This window comes from Clostridium sp. AF20-7, from assembly GCF_003479275.1.
Classification (GTDB): Bacteria; Bacillota; Clostridia; order Lachnospirales; family Lachnospiraceae; genus Otoolea; species Otoolea fessa.
Genome location: NZ_QUGF01000009.1, coordinates 139,668 through 164,209, shown reverse-complemented (window position 1 = coordinate 164,209; position 24,542 = coordinate 139,668). Strand labels below are relative to the sequence as shown.

Below are 24,542 nucleotides of genomic sequence, written 5' to 3'. Positions count from 1 at the left end.
GTCCATACTCTATATATTTTAATATCTTAAAAGCCCAGCATCTTTACTTCCGTCTCCAGTTTCACCCCAAACTGCTCATACACGCGCTTCTGCACCGTCCCGCACAGCCCCGCGATGTCCGAAGCCGTCGCATGGTCGCGGTTGATAACGAAACCACAGTGTTTCTCCGACACCTGTGCGCCGCCCTCCTGATAGCCGCGAAGTCCGGCATCTTCGATCAATTTTCCGGCGAAATAGCCCTCAGGGCGCTTGAATGTGCTTCCGGCACTCGGATATTCCAGCGGCTGTTTTTCCCGCCGTTTGGCTGCCAGTTCATCCATCCGCACCCTGATCGCTTCCGGATCACCTTTCTTCAGACAGATCCGCGCCGATAAAACGATATATCCGCGCTCCGGGATGCAGCTGTGACGGTAACCCAGATCCAGTTCTTCCGTTTTAAGCTCTTTTACCTCTCCGCCCGGCGTCATCACGCGCACAGATTCCAGCACATCCTTTAATTCTCCGCCGTAAGCGCCCGCATTCATGACCGCCGCGCCGCCCACGGTTCCAGGAATCCCGGCTGCAAACTCAAATCCGGTCATTCCATCTTTCTGCGCCTCCCTGGCGGCACGCGAAAGCAGCACACCGGCGCCCAGCTCATAGACGCCCGGTTCTCCCTCCGGACAGACCACCTCTGTAAACTGGCTTCCCAGAAGGATCATCACGCCCGGATAGCCCGCATCACTGACAAGCAGATTGCTTCCATTTCCTAATATGTAATACGCTTCCTCTGCCTCCCGGCACGCCGTCAGCACTGCCGCCAGTTCTTTTTCGCCCTCCGGGATCACAAAATAGCGGGCTGGTCCACCAGCCCGAAAGGTCGTATGTGCGCTCATCGGCTCCCGCTCCCGCACGGAAGCAGCGCCGATGGCATCACAAAGTTTCTGATAAAAATTAGACATATCTATTTTCCTTTATTCATTTCATAACGGCTTCATCCCCTGCAAATCAGGATTTCCGCACTAAATCACACGAATCTGACTGCGTGGTTCCATTAATCTCTTCTTGCCAGGTTCGCCTGTACCCGCTTGTACAGTTCTTTCGCCGCATTATATCCCATCTTCTTGGTACGGTAGTTGACCGCCGCCGACTCTACGATGATCGCCAGATTACGTCCCGGACGGATCGGGATCGAATGGCAGACAATCTTGTTGCCAAGGAACTCGGTATACTGATCTTCCATGCCAAGGCGGTCATACTCCTTGTCCTTATCCCACTCTTCCAGCTTGATTACCATGTCAATCGACTGTGTATCCTTTACGCTCTCTACACCGAACAGCGTCTTGACATCAATAATGCCGATACCGCGAAGCTCGATGAAATGACGGGTAATATCCGGAGCCGAACCGATCAGGGTTTCGTCGCTGACGCGGCGGATCTCGACCACATCATCGCTGACGAGACGGTGACCACGCTTAATCAGTTCCAGCGCTGCCTCACTCTTGCCGATACCGCTCTCGCCCATAATCAGGACACCCTCGCCAAATACATCGACCAGTACGCCGTGAATGCTGATCATCGGCGCCATCTTGACGTTCAGCCAGCGGATGATCTCCGCCATCAGATCCGAAGTCGTCTTCTCCGATACCATGCACGGAACCCCATAATGGTTACACAGCTCCAGCACTTCCTCCTCCGGTGCCATGCCGCGGCTATATACCAGACATGGTATACCCGAAGACAGCAGTTTGTCAAACATTTCCCGGCGGCGCTGCGGAGTCAGGGTCGAGATGTACGCATTTTCCACATAACCGATGATCTGCACACGGTCCTTGTCAAAATGGTCGAAAAATCCAGTCAGCTGCAATGCCGGACGGTTCACATCCGCATGCACCAGCATAACATTGTCCGTCTCCAGCTCCGGCGTCATATTGCGAAGCCCCATCTTATCGATCAGTTCTGTTATCGTCACTCCACCCATACTTTTGTCTCCTTTTATTTTTACTATTGTCTACATCCTATCACATCTTCCCCTGCTTGTCATCACGGAAAAATATATAGACTGCCTCAGCGGCTGCCCGGTTCATCTGTGGCGCAGCTTCCAGCTCCTCCACGCTCGCCTCCCGGACTGCTTCGATCGTCTTGAACATCCGCATCAGAGACTTACGGCGCGCTGGTCCGATGCCCTTGATATCATCCAGCACGGAGCGCACCTGCTCCTTGCCCCGGAGACTCCGGTGGTACTCGATCGCAAACCGGTGCGCCTCGTCCTGAATCCGGGTGATCAGCTGAAATCCTTCCGAATGGCGATCGATTGGAATTTCCACATTCTGATAATACAATCCCCTCGTCCGGTGGTTATCATCCTTTACCATGCCACAGACCGGGATTTCCAGCTGAAGCTCTCTTAATACCTCCAGCGCGATATTAACCTGTCCGCGTCCGCCATCCATCATCAGCAGATCTGGAAAACGCGTAAAACTTCCCATCGCCAGATCGCCGCCCTCGGCTTGCATTTTCTTCGTCTCCTCCAGACCATGGGAAAACCGCCGCAGCAGCACCTCGCGCATCGAAGCGTAATCGTTCGGTCCCTGAACCGTCCGGATACGGAATTTGCGGTAATCATTGCGTTTCGGACGTCCATTTTCGTAGACAATCATCGAACCGACCGACTCAAAACCGCTGATATTGGAAATATCGTAGGCTTCTACCCGCTTGATTCCCGAAAGCCCGATCCACGAGCCAATCTGATTCATCGCCCCGATCGTCCGGAGCTCCTCGCGCTTGATCTTCTCCTTATCCTGGGAGAGCACCATCTTCGCATTCTTCTCTGCCAGCTCGACCAGCCGCTCTTTCTCGCCCATCTTTGGCACGACAAAGCGCACCTTCTGTCCCCGGCGCGCCGTCAGGAAGCTGGCGATAACCTCCGCGTCCTCTAACTCCTCCTGCACCCAGATCTCATGCGGCACAAACGGCGTTCCCGCGTAAAACTGTTTGACGAAGCTGTTTAAGATTTCTGCCTTGCTCTCCGAGCCGGTCAGATTCATATGGAAATGTTCCCGCCCAATAAGCTTGCCATCGCGCACGAAAAACACCTGCACAACCGCATCGCGCTCATCCTTCGCCATCGCGATAATATCCCGATCTTCCATGCTCTGGCTCGTAATCTTCTGCTTCTGCGCCACCTTTCTGACACTGTCAAGCAGATCCCGGTACTCAATCGCCTTCTCAAACTCCATCGTCTCGGACGCCGTCCTCATCTTTTCTTCCAGATATTTCATGACCGGCTCATACTGTCCATTTAAAAACCCGACCGCCTGCTTCACCGATTTCTGATAATCTGCCTGTGAAATATACCCCTGACATGGCGCGTCGCACTGGTGAATATGGTAATAAAGGCACGGACGGTCCTTTCCCATATCCTGCGGCAGCTTCCGGCTGCACGCCCGGATCCGGTATATCTTCCGAATCAGCTCGATTGTGTCTTTGACTGCTCCCGCGCTCGTAAAAGGACCAAAATACTTATTTTTATCCTTTTTCATCTGGCGTGAAAACAAGATCCGCGGGTACTCCTCCGAAGCCGTCACCTTGATGTACGGGTACGTCTTGTCATCCTTGAGCATCGTATTGTAGCGTGGGCGGTGCTCTTTGATCAGGTTGCACTCCAGCACCAGCGCTTCCAGCTCCGAATCCGTCACGATATACTCAAAACGTGCTATCTTCGAGACCATCTGCTTGATCTTCGCCGTCTTATCCCGGCTGCTCTGGAAATATTGACGGACTCGGTTTTTCAGGCTGATCGCCTTGCCGACATAGATGATCGCGTCCTTCGCATCGTGCATAATATAAACACCCGGCTGCCCCGGCAGTTTTTTCAGTTCTTCTTCTATTTGAAACATCTCAAACCATCCTGTTTTCTAATCTGCTGCCACCACGTTTTCTTACGGCACTTTCGGTTCCAAAAGTGCCTACCCGTGAACAGTCACCCAGACTCTTCTGCCAGACAGCCGCTCACTTTCCATACCGCAGGCGCGGTGCATCGTACCTCTGCTGCATCCGGATGCACTGACGGATCGCGTCCAGCTCTTCCTCCACGCTTCCACCGACCGGATTCATATCCAGACAGAAGCAGAGACTGTCGAGATCCCGCTTGGCCACCTTGCCGCTCATTCTCTGGAGCACTTCCAGCCTGCCCTCGGTCGTTTCCTGATCTAGAAATTCTGCCACAAGCGGATGCAGCTCCGGTTCCTCCTGCGGTGTGTCCCAGGAATGAGTGGCTGCGTCAGCCATTTTCGAACGGCGTACACCTTCATTTACGACATGAGTCGTTCTGGTTGTCCTTATTTCCTGCTGTTTCGAATTTTCCCACGGACCCGCCGCAATCCGCTCAAACCGGTATCTCTGCGCCGCCTCCGGATATTTTATCCGATCTACCTCTTCCATAAACATAGAAAGCGGTCTAACCCAGACGCCATATTCTCCATAGAGCGCCTGATAGACAACCATCTTTTCCCCCGTTTCCGAGTGGGTTGCCACCGCCAGAATCTGATATTCTTTATTTTTAAAATGCCGGTACCGCTCGCCCGGCTTTGGAATTTCCCGCATGAATGCTGATACCTCCTTAAAACATCTCGCTACGTGTTCACATTATATCACGATTCGCATCTTCGATGCTTACCGCTGCTGACGCAGCTATCGTGATCGCCATTCGCCATTCGCCGTTCGCCTTAAATCTGCAAGCAGCTTTCTGGCTCACTTGCGCTCATTATATCATAAGAACGTATTCTCACCCGTCCACTCACGAACCCGCGCTATCGCGCTCCACCGCCCTGCTTCGCATGGCTGTTCGTTCGTTAATGGCGCAAGAAAAGAATATGTCTGCTTCGCAGCCGCATTCTTTTCTTCTGCGCTCATTATATCACATTTTGTATGCTCTTTTCTGTTTTTTATCAATTTACATCCAGATTTTCTTTCCTCCATCCCCATCGCCTGTACACAAAAATTTTCGCCAGAAAATATTACATTTCCGAAAACCAAATCCGTCATTTTTCCGATTTTAAAATTTTTTTATTTTCCCTCTACTCAAATAGACTTTTTTGTAGGATAATAGTACTAATTGTGATTCTTTGCGGTCTGCTGTGCTGCGTTCATTTCACACAAAGAGCATCGACATAAACAACTGCGAATGGCAGTCTGTGCCGGACATGGACTGTGACCTGGCGGCGCAATCATCCATACAAACATATGATTTTCATCCCACCAGATAGAAACCGGAACCTGCCCCCACCGCGATACCGGTATTCTGTGCGGGACGAAACTAAGAACGGAGGATTAGATGAAAATCGGTTTTGACAACAACAAGTACCTGAAAATGCAGTCGGAACATATCCGTGAGCGTATCAACCAGTTCGGTGATAAGCTCTACCTCGAATTTGGCGGAAAACTGTTCGATGACTACCACGCATCCCGGGTTCTTCCGGGCTTTGCACCTGACAGCAAGCTACGGATGCTTCTGCAGTTAGCGGATCAGGCGGAGATCGTCATCGTCATCAGTGCTGCGGATATCGAGAAAAACAAAGTACGTTCCGACCTCGGCATTACTTACGACGTAGACGTACTCCGTCTGATTCAATCCTTTACCGACAAGGGACTCTATGTTGGAAGCGTTGTAATCACCCACTATTCCGGGCAGAACACTGCGGATGTCTTCAAACACAAGCTCGAATCCATGGGCATCAAGGTTTACCGCCACTACACCATCGACGGTTATCCGGGCAATGTTCCGCTGATCGTCAGCGATGAAGGTTATGGTAAAAATGATTACATTGAAACCAAACGTCCACTCGTTGTTGTCACCGCGCCGGGACCGGGAAGCGGAAAAATGGCAACCTGCCTTTCCCAGCTCTACCACGAGAACAAACGCGGCGTCAAGGCTGGATATGCCAAATTTGAGACCTTCCCGATCTGGAATATCCCGTTAAAGCACCCGGTCAACCTGGCATACGAGGCAGCGACCGCTGACTTAAACGATGTCAACATGATCGATCCGTTCCATCTGGAGGCTTATGGTGTGACAACGGTCAACTACAACCGTGACATCGAGATTTTCCCGGTTCTGAGCGCTATTTTCGAGGGAATCTACGGCGAGAACCCGTACAAATCCCCGACTGATATGGGCGTCAACATGGCAGGAAACTGCATCATTGACGACGAAGCCTGCTGCGAAGCATCCCGTCAGGAAATCCTGCGCCGCTACTATCAGGCATTAAACCGCGTTGTCAAAGAGGATGTCGGCAAAGAGGAAGTTTATAAGATCGAACTTCTGATGAAGCAGGCAAAACTGACCACCGATATGCGCAAGGTTGTTCCGGCTGCCCTGAAACGCGCCGAAGAAACCGGTGCTCCGGCTGCTGCCATCGAACTTCCGGACGGAACCATCGCTACCGGAAAGACAACCAACCTGCTCGGCGCTTCCGCTGCCCTGCTTCTAAATGCTGTCAAGGTACTTGGCAATATTCCGCACGATGAGCACCTGATCTCCCCGATCGCGATCGAGCCGATCCAGAAGCTGAAAGTCGAGTACCTCGGAAGCCGCAACCCACGTCTCCACACCGATGAAGTTCTGATCGCGCTGTCCATGTGCGCCGCTACCAACAAACACGCGCAGATCGCCCTGGAACAGCTTGAAAAGCTGCGTGGCTGCCAGGTTCACACTTCCGTCATGCTGTCGGAGGTTGATATCAAGACCTTCAAACGTCTCGGCATCGAACTGACCTCCGAGCCGGTATATGAGCATAACCGCCTGTACCAATAATTGAAATAATCCCATATAAAAAAGAATGTGCCGCGGAGCGCTTTTTTGTCATAGGACGAAGTTTCCTATGGCAAAATAAATAACGGCTGTATCTCAGCAATGTGTACTCATAGATTTTTCAATATATGAATTCACATTGCTGAAATACAGCCGTTCTATTTACTGTATAAATATTTCTTTTATGCTATACATCACTTTTATTTCCGGTCGAACGAGCTTCCACCGCGCATCTCATCCTCATTTGGACTCTCTGCTGCTACAGCTTCTGCCGATTCCGGTGCTTCATCCGCCAGTTTTGCTTCCAGATTCTGCTGGTTCTGTGGGTCTTCCGCGTTCGTTTCTTCCGCAGTCTTTATCGGCTGAACCTCATCGCCTGTCTTCGCAGCCTCCGGCATCTCAATCCGGCTCTCGCCTTCCTGTTTCTTTTCCTCCAGCTCCGGGATTCCCTTTACCTCATGGAAAATCTTCATGAACTCTTTACCGGTGATCGTCTCTTTCTCAATCAGGAACGCCGCAATCTTATCAAGCGCCTCGCGGTTTTCACTCAGCAGGCGTTTCGCCTCCTCATAAGAAACCTTCAAAATATGCATGACTTCCTTGTCAATCTCTGCCGCTGTCATATCACTGCAATTCAGGACGGTTCTCCCGTTCAGGTACTGATTTTCCTGGCTTTCCAGTCCCATCAGACCGAACTTCTTGGACATACCGTACTGGGTTACCATCGCACGCGCGATCCGGGTTGCTTTTTCAATATCATTTGACGCACCTGTCGTTACCGTATCAAAAACGATCTCCTCAGCCGCACGTCCGCCTAAAAATCCGACCAGCATCGCGCGGATTTCCTTCTCAGTATTTAAGTACTTCTCTTCCTCCGGCACCTGCATGACATAGCCGAGCGCACCCATGGTACGCGGCACAATCGTGATCTTCTGTACCGGCTCCGAATCCTTCTGCAGGGCGCTGACCAGCGCATGACCAACCTCATGATACGAAACAATCCGGCGCTCTTCCTGGCTCAGGATGCGGTCTTTCTTCTCTTTGCCAACCAGAACCAGCTCAACTGCCTCAAATAAATCCTTCTGGGAAACGGCTTTCCTGCCATTCTTAACGGCTGTGATCGCCGCCTCGTTCATCATATTGGCAAGATCCGCACCTACAGCGCCGGATGTCGCCAGCGCGATCTCCTCGAAATCAACCGTCTCATCCAGTTTTACATCCTTGGAATGTACCTTTAAAATCTGCACACGCCCCTTTAAATCCGGCTTATCCACGATAATCCGGCGGTCAAAACGTCCCGGACGAAGCAGCGCCGGATCCAGAATCTCCGGGCGGTTCGTCGCCGCCATTACGAGAAGACCCTTGGAGGAATCAAATCCATCCATCTCTGAAAGGAGCTGGTTTAACGTCTGCTCACGTTCATCGTTGCCGCCCAGACGCGAATCTCGGCTTTTACCGATCGCATCCACCTCATCGATGAAAATGATACACGGAGCCGACTGCTGCGCCTGCTTGAACAGGTCACGCACACGGGATGCGCCGACGCCGACAAACATTTCCACAAAATCCGAACCGGACAGAGAGAAAAACGGAACCTTCGCCTCTCCAGCTACTGCCTTGGCAAGAAGTGTTTTACCGGTTCCTGGCGGTCCGACTAACAGCGCACCCTTTGGCAGTTTCGCACCAATCTTCGTATATTTTCCCGGGTTATGCAGGAAATCAACAATCTCCGTCAGAGACTCCTTCGCCTCATCCTCGCCTGCCACATCCTTGAACGTAACGCCGGTTTCTTTCTGTACATATACTTTGGCATTGCTCTTGCCGACACCCATGATGCCGCCTCCGCCGCCCATGCGCTTCATCATCATATTGAAAATGACGAACATCGCTGCAATCGGAAGCACCCACTCAAGCAGAAGCATGATAATACTGCCTGTCGCGTCCACTTCTGCCTGTTCATAGGTCGTAACACCAGCTTCATCCAGCTTCTTTTCTAAATCCGGATCGTTGATCGGAATCGTGTAGTACTCCATTCCTACCAGATTTCCGTATTTGCCCTGGCTGCCGCCATATTTCTTCGAATCTTCCTTCGGCGTGATCTGAATCTTTCCATTGCCAATCACAACCGATTCTACCTCGTGATCCTTAAGCATCTGATTAAACTCGCTGTACGGCATCTTGTGCGTGCGGCTGCCCTGCCAGAGGTTGTGCATCATCGCCACGCAGAGAAGCGTAAACAGCATCGTCATGATCAGCACTGCATAATTCTGACCGCGGGGATTTTTTCCATTTTTATTCTGGTTTCCCTTATTATCCATACACTTTCTCCATTCTGTGTCACTGTACATCCGGAATCTGTCACATCAGGTTACTCAAAAGCCCTCTAAATCTGCCGCATCTGCTTCTCATCCGGCTTCAGACCCGCTTTTCTTCCCCATCAGCGCGCAAATTTCTGCGTACTCTTATCCATTATAGTGGCAGATTGCCTATAAATCAAGAAGTGAAAATATTAAAAACTTGTGAACTCCTTATAAAATATAGGTGTTTTCTCTGCATATATGAAATGCCATCAAAATCATCCTCTGTGTATCTCTTCCCGATACAGTTACCTCGTCACAGTTATTCGAAAAATTGCTTTTTAAAAAGTCCCTATTTACATTTGTGTGTCTGATGTATCAACAGTATAATGATACATTTCACGAATTGCGTATGCAATTAGAAAATCAAGTAGTCCAAATTCCATAAAATGAAATTTTAGGGCAAATTACAGACATTGGCTTGGCTGTAGTATTTTTAAACAACGTGTGTTAGACTACTGTTATACAAATCGGGATTTGTGGAGAGATTTCCTGAACTTTCCTTATTTTACAGGCTTTTCAGCCCATTAAATAGTGAAATGATATGTATTTTCCCTTATTTTTGCCCTTATGCGGAATCCGCAAGGGAAATAAGGGAAATTTTTAGTTAAGCATTGCTCGCTACTTTATCAAGAAGTCTTGCGGAATCCCGTTTTGCTTTTCTTGTTGAGTGAGCGTAAATATTCATTGTGGTACTGACATCAGAGTGTCCTAACAGTTCCTGTACATCTTTCGGTGCAGCTCCATTGGAAAGCAGATTGCTGGTATAAGTGTGACGCAACTGGTGAAAATGGAAATCTTCAAATCCTTCCAGCTTCTTTGCCACTGATCTGCATACAATGCTGAGTGTACTCGGCAGTTCCAAAGAGCCATCTGGTCGCAGGCAGACAAAGGAGATTTCTTTGTAATCTGTCGGGACTTCCTGTGTTCCGTCAAGATGATAGTATTCATAATATACCCTGTTTTTCACATGCACTTCTTTGTAGTAATTGCGGTGATATAATTCGCCATACTGCATCCGGTTTTTGAGCTGTTCTTTTCTGGCAGCTTTCAGTATTTCAGTCAGCGTATCTCCAAAATCAACAATCCTTACTTTTTTCCGTTTCGTTGGTCCGATAATATTTTTGTGTTTCATGCCGTCGTAGCGGATACTGCGTTTTATGGTCAGGCATTGTTCCTCAAGGTTAATGTCCTGCCATGTAAGACCACAGGTTTCCCCGATACGGAGCCCGGCATAATACGCAATTTGAATCGGAAGAATAGCAGGTGGATTTTTCTTTTCCAGATATTGGATAAGCCGTTCATAATCCTCATGTGAAATCGGCTGTGTACCTTCTTCCACTTCATCATCGGAAAAGAGGTCAACTTCCTCTGCCTGCTTTTTCAGCTTAATATACTGCATCGGATTGAAACTGATTAACTGTTTTGGAAATACTGCAAAACGGAATGACTGCTGTAACACTGCGGAAAAAGAATGGATATAATCTTTGCTGTATCCCTTTTTTACTTTCCCGTCTGGAAACTCACCACCGAATGTAAGCAGATCAAGAAATGCCTGTAAATGTTCGGCAGTAACTGTTTTCAGTTTGCGGTCTGCAATCGGGTGTTTTTTGATACATCGGATTGCACCAAGATAATTTTCCACTGTACCGTTGCTGAGTGTCCCAGTTTTCAGTTCTTCTTCTGCCCACATATCCAGAAGTTCCCCTACGGTAAGATTATCTGCCTTTGCAACAAACTTCTTATCTTCGTAGTCTTCCAGTGCCTTGCGGAGAAGCTTTTCCGTCTCACTTTTACTTTCGGTTCCGGCGTATTCTTTCTGAACCATTTTACCGCTTGCATCTTCTACATAGAAACGATAGTACCATTTTTTTCCTTTTTTTCTAACAGATCCTTTTGCCATAATCGTATGTCTCCTTTCGATATCAGACAATCGGAACTGCTGAAATGCTTCTTGCGTGTAGGCATCTTATGGACAAGTCCATAAGCCAATTCGCCGCTCGTCAAATCTGTAAACAGCTTGACTCGCTTGCGCTCATTGTATCATAACTCCGATTATCTTACTATACCGATTCAGAATCGTCATACATAACTTCGGATAAAAGATTTGCAAGCCTTTGTTCTGCCGCTTCCGGTTTCTTTGAATAGAGCCTTACAACATCTGCCATATCATTAAATGCGTTGACAGTATGTGTGATCTCCCTGAGAAACATAATCTCATTATATTCATCTTTCGATTCAAATCCCATTACTTTGGCAATGTCCGCATCTTTGGTACTGCCTTTGTAATTTTTACAGGCGAACTGAAACGAATCCAGAAACAGTTCATATTGCTTTAACATTAACAGCAGTAAGTCTTTAGAAAAAGCGTCTTCTGTTTTATTGAGGTCAAGAGGAAACTGTTTGAGAATGTCGCCCATCGCATCACGAATCTGCAATTCTTTCTTATCCGTAATATCAGTTTCATATTCATCGGTTTCCCCTTTGAGCCATTCAATCGATACATGAAGTGCTTCCGAAAGACCTTCCAGTACCATCTTTTTGGTATTGTCAATCGAACCATTCTCATAACGCAGGATTGTGGAAGCGGTAACTCCCATCTTCTCTGCGACATAAGGCTGTGTCAGATTTAATTCCAGACGGCGCTGTTTTGCCCTGCTGCCAATCAGCTTGCGTAGTTCTTTATCTTTCATGCTGATGTGCCTCCTTTTTCGGTATGTCATTACTATACCACGCAACAAAATATATTGCAATATGCAATTTTAAGAAAAGCAGAAAAATTTCATAATGCTTGACAAAGCAATATAAACACGCTATACTGACAGCACAAATGAAATTGCATAATGCAATTCGAAAGGAGGTGGTCATATGACGCAAAGAAAGATTGCCTTATCTATTGAGGAAGCTGCTGATTATACGGGAATTGGCAGGAACACCCTGCGAAAGTTGGTAGAGTGGAAGAAACTTCCGGTATTGAAGGTTGGGAGAAAAGTCCTGATCAAAACGGATATGCTGGAACTTTTTATGGAAGCCAACGAGGGCAGGGACTTGAGGGATAAGGGAAATGTGAAAGCAGTCACAAGAAACGGTTCAACTTAAAAAAGCGGTTCCCGAAGAAACCGCCAAAGGTTCTATCAGACCGGAGTCATGATATACCTACACGCAAGCAGATTATACCATGTACTTCGTCTGACAGACAACAGGAAACTTATGTTTGGAAAAAAAGAAAGGACGATGATATTTATGGCAAGATCAACAAAGAGTTATGAGGAGCGTATGCTCCAGTTGGAAAAGAAAGAACAGGAAAGCCTTGAGAAAGCAAAACAGTATGCAGCACAGAAACGGGAACTGAAGAAACGTCAGAAAGATGTGGAAACCAAAAAACGGACACACAGGCTCTGCCAGATTGGCGGTGCAGTGGAATCGGTACTGGGTTCTGCGATTGAGGAAGATGATATCCCAAAGCTGATCGGCTTCTTAAAAAGGCAGGAAGCAAATGGGAAATTCTTCTCAAAGGCAATGCAGAAAGAGCCAGTTGCAAATACGGAGGAAGTGTAATGCCGGAGGGAGTGGAGTTTCCATTCCCTTCATTGCTTTTTTATGAAGGGCGCACTTATGGACAACCAGAGGTCGTCCGTATAAGTTTGCCACAGGTGGCAACCGGTCTGCGCTTACGCTTGCCGGGCTCGTTCCGTCGGCGGGGCTTTCAGCCAGACCTGCTCATGCCGCAGGAGGCACTCTTCGCCAGAGGGGCACATTCCATGCAGGCTGTTATGCACAGGGCACTCTTACGCAGAGGGTGCTCCGGCAGATACCATTTTCTTTTAGGAAAAACGTTACCTGCCGGAAATCAAAGCCGGATACGGCAGAATGGGGGAAACGGAGCATGGCGATTTTTCATTATACAGTAAAGATTGTTGGACGCAGCAAAGGAAAATCCATCATATCGGCGTCTGCTTATCTCAATGGCGATGTGATGAAAAATGAAGAAACAGGCAGGATCAGCTACTATACTTCAAAAAAAGAAGTCGTTTATACCAGCCTGCTGATGTGTGAAAATGCACCACAGGAATGGCAGAATGTACCTGCTGAAAATATCAGACGGTTCCAGAAATCTGTCCGATATAAAAGGGCAGATAACCAAAATGCTGCACTGGAAAAATTCAAACTTACTTTTCAGAAGCAGCGTTTATGGAATGAAGTCTTGAGGATAGAAAAAAGTTCAGATGCACAACTCGGCAGGTCATTTGAGTTCTCACTTCCGAAAGAATGGAGCCGACAGGAACAGATTGATTATACAACTGAATATATTCAAAAGACCTTTGTAGATAAGGGAATGTGTGCGGATTGGAGTATCCACGATAAAGGAGATGGTAATCCCCATGTGCATTTACTGGTGACGATGCGACCATTCAATTCAGACCACTCATGGGGTAACAAAGAAATCAAGGATTGGGAGTTTGTCAGAGATGAAAATGGAAATATTGTGGTGGATGAATCCCATCCGGACTGGTGGCAGGATAAAAAGAACCCTGACCGTCATGGAATCCGAATCCCCGTACTTGATGAAAATGGAGTCCAGAAAGTCGGGACAAGGAACCGCAAACAGTGGAAACGTGTATTAACCGATGCTACCGGGTGGAACAATCCGAAAAATTGTGAGCTATGGCGGAGCGAATGGGCAAACGTCTGTAATGCACATTTGAAAACGGAAAATCACATTGACCATCGTTCTTATGCAAGGCAGGGAAAATTAGAGATACCGACGATCCATGAGGGCGCAGATGCCAGAAAAATTGACGAGAAATTTCAAAACGGACAGACATCCTCTACTTCATGGAAAGTAGAGGAAAACCAGATCATAAAAAGACAAAATGCACTGCTGGATAAAATACAGATTTCTTTTGGAAAAGTATCCAGTGCATTAACACAATGGAAGGAGCGATTGCGTGACATTAGAAGAAAGCCGGGAAGTCATTCCCATGATGGAGACAATGATAAACCAGATCGAGGAACAGCAGAATCTTATGGCAGAGATGGTACAGGAATTGCAGGAACGGGACAGGCAGCTCCTGTCTTTTCAGGAGCAGAACCAGAGTTTAAAAAGCTTAAACAGCGAATTATCCAGGCTGCTAAATCTTTTGCCAGATACAGAAGAACTGCTCTCACAGATCGAGCAACAGAAAACCAGAATCGAACAGTTGGAAAACGAGAATCAGCAATGGCAGGAATTAACGCAGAAGCTGAACAACGAGAACAGCTTATTGCAGAAACAGAACAGCGAATTGCTGACCTTAAACAGCAGATAGAGAAAGCGAGGGAGATCGATGAGCGAATGCAGAAACTTAGAGAACGTCGGGCAGGTGGAAGAACTTCTGCTGATGACCGAACAGATGCAGGACGAACTGGATCAGAAAGACCAGACAATCCAGGAACTAAACAGGCAGCTAAGCGAATCGCTGACCTTGAACGAGAAATTGAACAGCGAAAACAGAGCCGAGAATATCGAAGCATTGCGGACAAGATTAAGGCAAACAGAGGAACGATTGACCAGCGAGACAGACAGCAGGAAAAGAGCCGACGCAGAAGCCGTGGCATGGAAATTTAAGTATGAAAAAGCAGAGCAGGAAAAACTTTATGCACAGACACACCAAAAGACGGTAGAGGTAGCTGTTGAGAAAAAAGTGCCTTATGAGAAATGTGAAAAATGTGACCGTACTGCTTACCGGAAAGCAAAAGAAAAATGCGATAGCCGTAAAAGCCAGTTAGAAAAGAAATATAAAAATATGACGATTGGTTATGAAAGTATCTTGTTTCTACTGGCATGGTACAGCATAACAACAACACTGTTTACTGCGATTCTTTCGCCGGTTTTCCTTAACGACTGTATCGTCTTTTTCGGTGCGTTAGGAAAAGGAATGGGAAGTTTATTTCGGGAGTTTGTGACAGGTGCAGACTCTTTCGGACAGTTAAGCAGTGGAATACCTAACAGTATTCTTTCCGGGATTGTGTACTGGCTGATTGCCGGTACTGTCATGGCAATTTTATTCGTAATAACCGGGTGGCTGATAATCGGGATTGGTTATCAGGTAGGAAAAATCTACCGGAAATATTGTTGGGATATCATCAGTATCGTGGTAGCGATAACGAGTACAGCTGTTGTAATTTACTTTGGAGAATGGATTAAAAACGCTAATCCGATAAATCTTATTGTATTGCTATTACTGTCGCATATTATTTATATTGGAATCAGATGTTATGTGAAAGACTGGATGGAAGAACGAGGATATTATTAAAAGAGGACAGGGAAATTTCATAATCTTCCTGTCCTTAGTAAGGGACTATTGATTGTTTATATAAAGAAAAAGTATATAAATAAATCTTGACAATTAGTACGAACTCGGACTATAATATAAAAGTCCGGATTCGTACTAATTTAAGGAGGAAAAAGATGAGAAAAGATAATAATATGATAATACAGTTGCAACGATATTATGCTTTATGGAAAGAATGTACAGCAATGTATAAGGAATGGTCAAAGGATCAGGGACTGTCTTCAAATGAAGTTTTTGCTTTGCATTCATTTTATGAAAGTAATGGAAGATGCACGCAGAAAATGATAAGTGAAAAATGGAATATACCTAAGCAAACGGTAAATACGATACTAAAAGATTTTCAGAAAAAAGGATACATCAATATGGTATCTGATGATTCAGACAAGAGAAATAAGCTGATATGCCTCACAGAATCAGGAATGGAATATACGAAAGATATCATAGAAAAACTGCACTCAAAAGAAATATATGTAATCGAAAAAATGGGATTAGAGAATATAGAAAGTCTTAATGATAATACAGAGCTGTTTATCAGACTTTTCAAGGAAGGAGATTGTAAGAAAAATGAATCATAAATCATTATTTTTTAAATATGTTATTCCATCTATTATAGCATTTGCATTATCAGGAATATATGCGATAGTGGATGGATATTTTGTAGGCAATACCATAGGAGATGCTGGACTTTCTGCTATTAATATTGCATATCCGATTGAGGCTTTGATTCAGGCTCTTGGAACAGGAATTGGTATGGGAGGAGCTGTTTATTACTCAATTAATGCAGCAGAAAAGAAAGGAAAACGGGCAGAAGAATTTATTGCTACAAGCTGGTGGCTTCTTGTAATAGTAAGTGTTATCAGTACCATAATTATTTACTCCTTTTCGTCTAAAATTTTAGGATTGCTTGGAGCAGATGGAATTATATTAACAAATGCGACAGATTATATCAAAATTATAGCACTTGGAGCAATATTGCAGATTCTTGGAACTGGAATGATGCCATTCATTAGAAATTATGGAAACTCTTTCTGGTCAATGTTTGCGATGGTTGGTGGATTCATAACCAATATTGTTCTGGATTTTATCTTTGTATGGATATATGAAATGGGCATGAAAGGTGCAGCCACAGCTACAATAGCCGGACAGGGTGTGACTGCAGCAATTACAATCATATACGCATTATATAATAAAAAGTTTTATGTGTATGTATCCTTAAAAAATGTAAAAGAAATGTGTGGCGCTATATTCAGAGTAGGTCTTGCACCATTTGGGCTAGCATTGACTCCTAATATTTCATTGGTGTTTATAAACCGATTCTCCGCTTCTTATGGGGGAGAAAAAGCTATTGCAACTTATGCATGTGTATCCTATATTATCTGTATCATATATCTCATATTGCAGGGCGTAGGTGATGGAAGTCAACCTTTAATGAGCCGTTTTTATGGTGAGAAGGATCAAGAAAGCCTGAGAGGAGTTCAGAGAATGGCATACATTTTTGCAATAATTCTTGCTGTTTGTGGTGGAATTATCATGTATGTAAACAGAGCAAATATTGGAGGGGTTTTCGGAGCTTCTTATGAAGTAAGTATTGAGATTTCTAAAATTGTACCTATATTTTTAGTGTCATTACCATTTGTTGCGATTACCAGAATAGCGACAGCTGGATTTTATGCTACTGAAAAAAGTGGATTGTCATACATTCTTACATTCATTGAACCAGTATTGATGCTGATATTTATGCTTGTTTTACCACCTTTATTTGGTGGACAGATTATGATATGGTGGAGTACGGTATTGGCACGTGTTTTTTCAGCGATTCTGGCATTCATACTAATAAAATATTGCGAAAAGGGAGATTTGCAATATGGAATACAGAAAATTTAACAATCAGATAGTAGCAAGAATAATCTAGGTTTATCTATTGTATTTTTAAGGACAGCCTCATAGCAATAGGGCTGTCCTTTTAAAATTATGAAGCTAATTTTTAATAAATTCTAGTAGATTTTGATTGGAATAATCATAACTCTAATGAATCTTCAGCATCTACCCACATCTGTAAATTCCCATCAAGATATAACCTTGCATATTCTAATGGCTCATCGATTGCAAGCGATGTCAAAGCACAATCAGATCCAGGTGTGGTTCTTAAATTTTTTTCTGCTTCCCAACAATCAATACGGAGTATATAGCCCGTATTAGTATATACATCAATGCTGTTGCACTGTGGATTGTATTCTGCAAATATTGTTCTCATCGTATCCCATCTCCTTATCATTTAATCAATCAGTAGTAGCAAAAATTAAGAAGCATTTCAATCAGTTCACCATGTCACTTTTATTTTGTGTTATACTGTCTTATAGATTTTTCTTGCCCTTGTATTTGCCCTTATCAGAGTGCATAAACACTGATGGGACGATATAACACAAGGGAAATAATAAGGGAAAGCTCACCTGCGACAAATCCAGTGTTTTCAAGGGGTTGCGAAGAATTTAATAATAAAATATAACAGTTATTAAATTTCTTAAAACAGGTGAAATCTCAATCGGAATTGACCGAACTCTTTGAGAAAAATAGGAGGAAGCAGCTTTTTATGTTGTACTTAAAATCAGCTAATTTGGAAGATATTGAAAAGGAATACGAATTTATTACTAATACCCCTTCCAATGAAAATGGATTTACGAATTTTGCATCTGGATGTTCAAGAAAGGAATTTGAAATAAAAATATTACCTGGTTATATTAATGCTGAAAAGGGAATTGATCTGGCTGATGGATGGGTTCCAGAAACGGATTTTTTCTTATGGGATGATGAGAAAATAGTAGGATTATTTCGCGTGCGTCATTACCTTACTCCTGCACTTGCAAACGGAGGAGGCCATATAGGATATGGAATAAAGAAAGAATTCAGAGGCAAGGGATACGCCTCGGAAGGGTTGAGATTGACAATCGAAAAAGCCTGGCACATTATTAAAGAAGACGAAATATATATGTCTGTTCATAGGGATAATATGGCATCTTTGCGTGTGCAGATTAAAAATGGGGCCTATATTCATCACCAAGATGAAAAAGAGTTTTATACCAGAATAAAACGATAAATTCCCGTTTATTGGGAAGTCACAGAGAACGAAAAATCGGAATTTGGAGGTGATTTAAATGGAAAACAAAATTGTAGGTGCTATTTTCTGTTTCATGTCAGCAGTTTTAATTTCTGCACGATATATTTCTGCTGCGATATTTATGAGTGGAGTAGCTTCGTGGAATGCCACTTTATTTGCAGCAGGTCTTGAATATGTAGGTCCTTTTTTAGCAATAGCGGCTGGTATTGCGTTTATTATTGGAATCCTGTTTCTGGGATATGGGCTGTATCAGGATATTAAAAAGATAAAGAAGTAGAACAATTCCAGTTTGTCAATTACAGGTGACATTGAAAGAGTCAGCCCATTCAAGGTGCTGGCTCTTTCAAAAATTCCATTCTAAATAAATTGCATGATAACTTAGAGTAAAAATGAATACCCATTAGCCGGAAATGAATAGAAAACGAATAAAAGTGTGGTGTTTCGTATAATTATGAGTTAGTATGCATCAGACACACTTTTGTAAAAAGGGAGTTTCAAAAAAACATTCTATCATTTTTGATCTATGATATAATGTGAACACTTGACGAGGTATTTTCGAGTCTAGTGAGAACATATGCCTGACCACTTAATGAGGTGTTTCACGAATTTAGTGGTCATGGTATAATGAGCCCAGAAGAAAAGAATGCGGCTGCGAAGCAGACATATTCTTTTCTTGCGCCATTACCGAACAAACAGCCATGCGAAGCAGGGCGGTAGCGCGCGATAGCGCGGGTTCGTGAGTATCATGTCCATGCACCAAATGAAGCCAGATCAAAGTCGAAAATTGATTTCGTATTTATTATAATTGACAACAATAATCCGCAAAAAGGAGGTTCCACCATGCCATCCCACATCATCCACCCAATCCCGCCTGTTTTTGACGCCGACTCCCGCATCCTGATCCTCGGTTCCTTTCCGTCGGTCAAATCCCGAGAAAGCTGTTTTTTCTACGGGCACCCACAGAATCGTTTCTGGAAGCTCTTAGCGCGCCTGCGAAAGGAAGACGTTCCATCCTCCATCGAGGAAAAGAAGGAATTTCTGCTGCGGAACCACATCGCCGTCTGGGACACCATCCATAGCTGTTCCATCGAAGGATCCAGCGACAGTTCCATCCGCGATGTTGTTCCAAACGACCTCGCCTCTATCCTGGATCACGCTTCCATCCAGGCGATTTACACAAACGGCGGGCTGTCCGGAAAAATGTACGACCGCTTCTGCCGTAAACAGACTGGCATTGAGGCAATCAAACTGCCGTCCACCAGCCCTGCCAACGCTGCCTGGAACCTCGACCGGCTGACAGATGCCTGGAAATGTATCAACCAGATCCTGGGGAAACCCGGATCTGAAACAAAAAACACTGCTTCCGATGGCAACGCACGCGAGGCAAAAACACGCATCATCTAAACAAACACCATCTGCACCAGAATCGGAACGGTTTTCGGAAATGCGTATGAGAGCGCCATTCTCACTCCCGAGCCATTTATCTTCCCGACTGCTGCCTGTTCTTTCATCGTTTGGGCTGACTCTTTTTTCTTTCTGTTTTTTCCATTTGTTCCTACTCCGCACGTGTAAATTCTTTCATTTCTTTATTTTAGGCAGCTATAACCTATCTGTCAACTAGAGAAATCTGCGTTGCTTCCTTTCCCATTCGGATTTCTTTGATTACAGCAGTATCCTTCAGTGAACTATACTCTGGCATTTGACACTGCTCATCTTTCTTAGTAGAATAAATACATTATAACGATCGATTTTTCAAATTCAACACAGATTTGAAACATGAAAAAAAGCTTTGAAGAAATTACCTTTACAAAAATTCTTATAAAAAAACTGTTGGTTGCCTCGTTATAAATTCGCACTGTAATGATTACTATATAGAAGGAAACAAAACTTATGAACACACATATTCCCATCCCTAACCCAGGTGCCGGCTTACCTGTCCAGTTCTCTGAACCAGCCGCCTATTCCTACGAAAGCTGCCATTGCTGTCCGCGAAATTGTCAGATCAACCGCACAAAAAAGCAGGGCTGGTGTCACAGCCCTGCCGGTATCCGGGCGGCACGCGCGGCGCTTCATCCATGGGAGGAACCGTGTATCAGCGGTCTTCACGGAAGCGGTACCATCTTTTTTTCCGGCTGCACGCTGCGCTGCTGTTTCTGCCAGAACTACCAGATCAGCAGCGAAGGCTTTGGAAAAGATATTTCCGAAACGCGTCTGGAGGAAATTTTTCTGGAACTGCAGACACAGGGTGCGCACAATATCAATCTGGTGACGCCGACTCAGTACCTTCCGTCGCTACTGCCCGTCTTAAAACGGGTCAAACCGCAGCTTTCCATCCCTATCGTCTACAACTGCGGCGGTTATGAGACACTGGAGGCGGTTGACGCGCTGGCTCCCTATATCGATATCTGGCTGCCGGATTTAAAATATTACTCCTCCGAGCTGTCCGCCCGCTACTCCGCCGCCCCGGACTATTTTTCGATCGCCTCCGCAGCAGTCAAACGGATGATCGCGCACACAGGTCCGCTGGTATTGGAAGATTTCTCTGAAAATGATCAGACCTGCCAGCTCATGAAGCGCGGCGTAATCCTGCGGCATATGGTTCTTCCGAAACACAAAGACGATTCCATCCGTCTGCTCCACTGGATTCACGACAACCTCCCCGAGGGGCATTTTCTGGTAAGCCTTATGAGCCAGTACACCCCCTTCTACCAGAGCAGCAAATATCCGGAAATCAACCGCCGCATCACAAGCTACGAATACCAGAAAGTCGTCGATGCCGCGATTGAGCTGGGGCTCACGCACGGCTTTATGCAGGAAAAAAGCAGCGCGAAAGAAGAATACACGCCGCCGTTTGAGTTACAGGGGATTTGATCTTTAATAATAAGAAAAGAGCCTTCTTGATGCTTTTCCATGAACCAGAAAAAGGGTATCGATAAATTGACATTTTATCGATACCCTTTAAACTATCTCGTCCATTGGATGATACCTCTTTCTTTGAACTTTTCCTTTATTCAATTTTGATTCCTTTTTTCAACAATTTCTGAATCGTTCAATCTTTCTTTTTTCTTCTCATTTATCTATCTCTCTTTTAAAAAACACTTCTTTTTAATAATACTTTCTCGTCATATTACTAAACCGAATCCTGTTTCTAAATATGTATGATAGATGATTGACTGATTTTTATTTGTTGATTTTGGTTTTCCTTTGTTCAATTTTTCTATTAAAAAATCGAACCAGTTTTATGTTTTCGGTGGAATCAGCTCCCTTCTTTTTTTGTTTTATTTCTTGTTTCTTTTGATGGTTTTATTTTAATACATATGCCTCATTTTGTCAATACTGATTTTATATTTTTTGTTATTTTTCAGTTTTATTTTTACCATGAATGACAGCTATTAGTTTTTATCTCGCAATCTTGCCATTTTATCTCTTTATTTTTCCCCTGTTATTTTTCTTGCCAATCTTCCCATTTTCCAGTATAATCATGATATCGGTGCATTTGGCACCTGCTTCTTTATATGCAGGCAATTTTTTCACATCTTACTGGTTCCTGCGATTCTCATGTTCAGTTTTTTCGATGATTTCCATGACCATTTTCATACTTACGCACTCAAAAGGTAAACGCTAAAACTCTGAACTTTTTATTTATTTTTTAATCACTAAGCAATCTTTCTTCACATCTCAAACTTCATGACTGCTTCTTGATTTGATTCCTTAAAACTTATTCACACGGGGAAACTGTTTCTCATTTTGCTGAAATTCATAACCTACATGAGCAAGCGGGCATCCCCTATCTGCAATTTTATTTCAGGAGGTACTCTATGGTCTATGAAACTTTTTTGAAAACAATCCAGTCGATGGTGCAGACGCGCCTCAACAAAAAAGCCAACGTCTCCCTGCGGCGGGTTCTGAAAAATAATGGACTAATGCTCGACGGGCTGAGCTTTACGAAACCTGGCTCACGGTTATCACCGACTGTCTATCTGAACGCCTACTATAATGAAGCGGAGGAAGGGATGCCGCTCTCCATTATTACCGATCAGATCCTGATGGTGTATGAGACAAATCCAGGATTTTCGGAGGATATCTGCGAGGAACTGCGTGATTTTGATGCCGTACGCGGCCGGATTGCCTACAAATTGATCCACGCCGCTAAAAATAAGGTGCTTCTCTCCCACATCCCACATATTCCGTATCTCGATCTGGCGATCGTTTTCTATCTGATCCTCACTGACAATGAGGAGGGGCAGATGACGACCCTGGTACACAGCGACCATCTTGCCCTGTGGGATATTTCTCTGGAAGAGCTCGGCATACTGGCGGAAGAAAATACACCTCGCATGCTGCCGTACCACATCAGCTCCATCGAATCCACTCTCAATCAGCTCGAAATGGAGGACATCGTTGAAACGGAAGCTCTTCCATCGGTCGCTCTCTACGTTCTGACAAATTCGCGCGGCATCAACGGCGCTGCCTGCATGCTCTATCCCCGCGTTTTAAAAGAGTTTGCCGAAAGCCTGGGCGAAGATCTGATTATCCTTCCATCCAGCATCCATGAAGTGCTTCTCACTCCCAGCAGCGTCTCCCTTCCGCCGGAAGAACTCAATGAAATGGTTCAGGCGATCAATCAGTCGGATGTGCCCGCTGAAGACCGCCTGTCAGATCATATTTATTATTTTAGCAGGATTCAGGGCTGTCTCTACCTGCCGCCCAGTTCCACTACGACGCTTTATTCCGGAGCAGACGGAACAGTGAATCCACAATAAAGATGGCAACCGCCATCGCCCCCGCTATCTGGATCGTCTGGATCAGATAAAAATTGTACCATTTTGTCTGTCCCTGTATCAGAAAATAGACGCTCCGGTAGATCGATGCGCCCGGCACCGTCGGCAGGATTCCTGCCACCAGAAAGATCGTGACGGGCGCTTTTAACACGCGTGCAAATACCTGGCTCAGCAGAGCCGCTGCCAGACTGGAAAAAAATGCCGCCGCCACCTGCGAAGTTCCCACCTGCATCGATACCAGGTACGCCAGCCATCCGGCACCTCCGGTAATGCCCGCATAAACCAGATATTTCCGCGGCATATCGACCAGCAGGGAAAAACCAAAAACCGCCAGAAATGCCCCCACGCTCTGGATCATCAATTCTCTTATCATCTCTGTCATACCGATCCTCCCGCCAGCCGGACTGCCACGATCGCCAGACCGACGCCCGACGCAACCGCCAGCGCCACCACGACTGCCTCCGCCATCCGCGCGACTCCCGAACTGTAATCTCCATTCAGCGTATCGCGGATTGCCGCCGTAAATGTGACCCCAGGCACCAGCGGCATGATTGCGCTGATAATCACTACATCCAGGCTCATTCCCAGAAATGCCCCACGGCGCAGCAGATACGCCGCAACCGCCAGTGCAAACGAGCCAAGTGCATTTTGACAGAAATCATTCAGCATAAGGTTGGACGCCGCCCGCAGGACAAACGCAAGAACGACTCCCACGACAGCCGCCACCAGGCATTCGCCCGGACCGCCTCCAAACATCACCGCAAAAAATCCCGTCGTTGCCGCATAGCCAATGCATTTCTTCCAGAATCCGTATAATGTCGTATTAGCAATCCGATCCAGTCGTTCCTGCGCCTCCCCGACGGACAATTTTCCGCTGCAAAATTCCCTTGAAACATTGTTTACCTGATAGATGCGGTTCAAATTCGTTGCCCGGTTTTCCACCCTTTTTACCAAGGTAAGCGGCGGAAGTGATGCATCCGCAATCGTCGCCACGATCCCCGTCGTCACGACAAACACATCTGCCCGTGAAATCCCTGAATGCTTTAAAATACGGTGAATCGTGTCCTCCACACGGTAGACCTCCGCTCCGCTCGCCAGCATGATCTCCCCCGCCCGGACCGCCATCTCCATCAGCGCGCCATATTCCATACCAACCACCCTCTG

At 45.6% G+C, this 24,542-nt stretch carries 23 protein-coding genes; 13 read left to right on the top strand and 10 right to left on the bottom strand.

Annotation, left to right across the window (positions count from 1 at the left end; genetic code table 11):
* Positions 1–26: 26 nt before the first annotated feature.
* The 4 genes from murB to DWX68_RS11160 form a co-directional block, all read right to left on the bottom strand.
* Complete coding sequence (murB, locus tag DWX68_RS11175) at positions 27–941, bottom strand: UDP-N-acetylmuramate dehydrogenase (RefSeq protein WP_118629511.1); 915 nt, start codon at positions 939–941, stop codon at positions 27–29.
* A gap of 92 nt (positions 942–1,033) precedes the next feature.
* A complete protein-coding gene (gene hprK, locus DWX68_RS11170; RefSeq protein WP_022359298.1) occupies positions 1,034–1,960 on the bottom strand; it encodes an HPr(Ser) kinase/phosphatase in 927 nt (308 codons plus the stop codon).
* 40 nt (positions 1,961–2,000) lie between these two features.
* Entirely contained in the window at positions 2,001–3,878 is a 1,878-nt protein-coding gene (gene uvrC / locus DWX68_RS11165; RefSeq protein ID WP_118629509.1) for an excinuclease ABC subunit UvrC, read from the bottom strand.
* A 112-nt stretch (positions 3,879–3,990) separates the two neighbouring features.
* Positions 3,991–4,584 carry a DUF1653 domain-containing protein gene (locus tag DWX68_RS11160; RefSeq protein ID WP_118629507.1) on the bottom strand — a complete coding sequence of 198 codons (594 nt, stop codon included), beginning with the start codon at positions 4,582–4,584 and terminating at the stop codon, positions 3,991–3,993.
* 730 nt (positions 4,585–5,314) lie between these two features.
* Between DWX68_RS11160 and DWX68_RS11150 the strand changes: the two genes are divergently transcribed.
* Positions 5,315–6,793 (top strand): DUF1846 domain-containing protein, encoded by a 1,479-nt coding sequence (locus DWX68_RS11150; RefSeq protein ID WP_022359314.1) that lies wholly within the window; start codon positions 5,315–5,317, stop codon positions 6,791–6,793.
* Positions 6,794–6,990: 197 nt separating this feature from the next.
* On the opposite strand, the gene ftsH is transcribed toward DWX68_RS11150, so the two are convergent.
* The 3 genes from ftsH to DWX68_RS11135 all read right to left on the bottom strand — a co-directional run bounded on the left by ftsH (position 6,991) and on the right by DWX68_RS11135 (position 11,840).
* Positions 6,991–9,108 (bottom strand): ATP-dependent zinc metalloprotease FtsH, encoded by a 2,118-nt coding sequence (gene ftsH / locus DWX68_RS11145; RefSeq protein ID WP_118629505.1) that lies wholly within the window; start codon positions 9,106–9,108, stop codon positions 6,991–6,993.
* Between the two features lie 646 nt (positions 9,109–9,754).
* Positions 9,755–11,050 carry a tyrosine-type recombinase/integrase gene (locus tag DWX68_RS11140; protein ID WP_009321335.1) on the bottom strand — a complete coding sequence of 432 codons (1,296 nt, stop codon included), beginning with the start codon at positions 11,048–11,050 and terminating at the stop codon, positions 9,755–9,757.
* Positions 11,051–11,210: 160 nt separating this feature from the next.
* Positions 11,211–11,840 carry a helix-turn-helix transcriptional regulator gene (locus DWX68_RS11135; protein ID WP_009243739.1) on the bottom strand — a complete coding sequence of 210 codons (630 nt, stop codon included), beginning with the start codon at positions 11,838–11,840 and terminating at the stop codon, positions 11,211–11,213.
* Between the two features lie 175 nt (positions 11,841–12,015).
* Here DWX68_RS11135 and DWX68_RS11130 point away from each other — a divergent pair, with 175 nt between their 5' ends.
* The 7 genes from DWX68_RS11130 (at position 12,016) to DWX68_RS11100 (ending at position 17,366) form a co-directional block, all read left to right on the top strand.
* Positions 12,016–12,246 (top strand): helix-turn-helix domain-containing protein, encoded by a 231-nt coding sequence (locus tag DWX68_RS11130; protein ID WP_002578307.1) that lies wholly within the window; start codon positions 12,016–12,018, stop codon positions 12,244–12,246.
* 144 nt (positions 12,247–12,390) lie between these two features.
* Positions 12,391–12,705: a DUF3847 domain-containing protein gene (locus DWX68_RS11125; protein WP_002578306.1), complete on the top strand. Its 315-nt coding sequence runs from the start codon at positions 12,391–12,393 to the stop codon at positions 12,703–12,705.
* Positions 12,705–13,058, top strand: coding sequence for a hypothetical protein (locus DWX68_RS15130; RefSeq protein WP_058692446.1), 354 nt, complete (start codon positions 12,705–12,707; stop codon positions 13,056–13,058). The genes DWX68_RS11125 and DWX68_RS15130 overlap by 1 nt, the downstream gene beginning before the upstream one ends.
* Positions 13,034–14,755: a MobA/MobL family protein gene (locus DWX68_RS11115; RefSeq protein ID WP_117535163.1), complete on the top strand. Its 1,722-nt coding sequence runs from the start codon at positions 13,034–13,036 to the stop codon at positions 14,753–14,755. Before DWX68_RS15130 ends, DWX68_RS11115 begins: the two co-directional genes overlap by 25 nt.
* Entirely contained in the window at positions 14,739–15,443 is a 705-nt protein-coding gene (locus DWX68_RS11110) for a DUF6040 family protein (RefSeq protein ID WP_021369328.1), read from the top strand. Before DWX68_RS11115 ends, DWX68_RS11110 begins: the two co-directional genes overlap by 17 nt.
* Before the next feature lie 155 nt (positions 15,444–15,598).
* Positions 15,599–16,057: a MarR family transcriptional regulator gene (locus tag DWX68_RS11105; RefSeq protein ID WP_118629503.1), complete on the top strand. Its 459-nt coding sequence runs from the start codon at positions 15,599–15,601 to the stop codon at positions 16,055–16,057.
* Entirely contained in the window at positions 16,047–17,366 is a 1,320-nt protein-coding gene (locus tag DWX68_RS11100) for an MATE family efflux transporter (RefSeq protein ID WP_118629501.1), read from the top strand. The genes DWX68_RS11105 and DWX68_RS11100 overlap by 11 nt, the downstream gene beginning before the upstream one ends.
* 133 nt (positions 17,367–17,499) lie before the next feature.
* Here the strand turns inward: DWX68_RS11100 and DWX68_RS11095 are convergent, their stop codons facing one another.
* Complete coding sequence (locus DWX68_RS11095) at positions 17,500–17,736, bottom strand: DUF6061 family protein (protein ID WP_002578301.1); 237 nt, start codon at positions 17,734–17,736, stop codon at positions 17,500–17,502.
* 336 nt (positions 17,737–18,072) lie between these two features.
* On the opposite strand from DWX68_RS11095, the gene DWX68_RS11090 reads away from it, so the two are divergent.
* The 5 genes from DWX68_RS11090 (at position 18,073) to DWX68_RS11070 (ending at position 23,360) form a co-directional block, all read left to right on the top strand.
* Positions 18,073–18,576 (top strand): GNAT family N-acetyltransferase, encoded by a 504-nt coding sequence (locus tag DWX68_RS11090; RefSeq protein WP_107001054.1) that lies wholly within the window; start codon positions 18,073–18,075, stop codon positions 18,574–18,576.
* Positions 18,577–18,634: 58 nt separating this feature from the next.
* Entirely contained in the window at positions 18,635–18,874 is a 240-nt protein-coding gene (locus tag DWX68_RS11085) for a hypothetical protein (RefSeq protein ID WP_107001055.1), read from the top strand.
* Between the two features lie 563 nt (positions 18,875–19,437).
* Positions 19,438–20,001: a DNA-deoxyinosine glycosylase gene (locus DWX68_RS11080; RefSeq protein ID WP_118467285.1), complete on the top strand. Its 564-nt coding sequence runs from the start codon at positions 19,438–19,440 to the stop codon at positions 19,999–20,001.
* 486 nt (positions 20,002–20,487) lie between these two features.
* Complete coding sequence (locus DWX68_RS11075) at positions 20,488–21,468, top strand: radical SAM protein (protein WP_118629499.1); 981 nt, start codon at positions 20,488–20,490, stop codon at positions 21,466–21,468.
* A gap of 947 nt (positions 21,469–22,415) precedes the next feature.
* Complete coding sequence (locus DWX68_RS11070; protein ID WP_118629497.1) at positions 22,416–23,360, top strand: DUF5688 family protein; 945 nt, start codon at positions 22,416–22,418, stop codon at positions 23,358–23,360.
* Here the strand turns inward: DWX68_RS11070 and DWX68_RS11065 are convergent.
* Both DWX68_RS11065 and DWX68_RS11060 read right to left on the bottom strand, forming a co-directional pair.
* On the bottom strand, positions 23,314–23,760 hold the full coding sequence (locus DWX68_RS11065; protein WP_227589434.1) for a threonine/serine exporter family protein: 447 nt from the start codon (positions 23,758–23,760) through the stop codon (positions 23,314–23,316). The genes DWX68_RS11070 and DWX68_RS11065 overlap by 47 nt on opposite strands.
* Positions 23,757–24,527: a threonine/serine exporter family protein gene (locus tag DWX68_RS11060; protein ID WP_118629495.1), complete on the bottom strand. Its 771-nt coding sequence runs from the start codon at positions 24,525–24,527 to the stop codon at positions 23,757–23,759. Before DWX68_RS11060 ends, DWX68_RS11065 begins: the two co-directional genes overlap by 4 nt.
* Positions 24,528–24,542 lie beyond the last annotated feature (15 nt).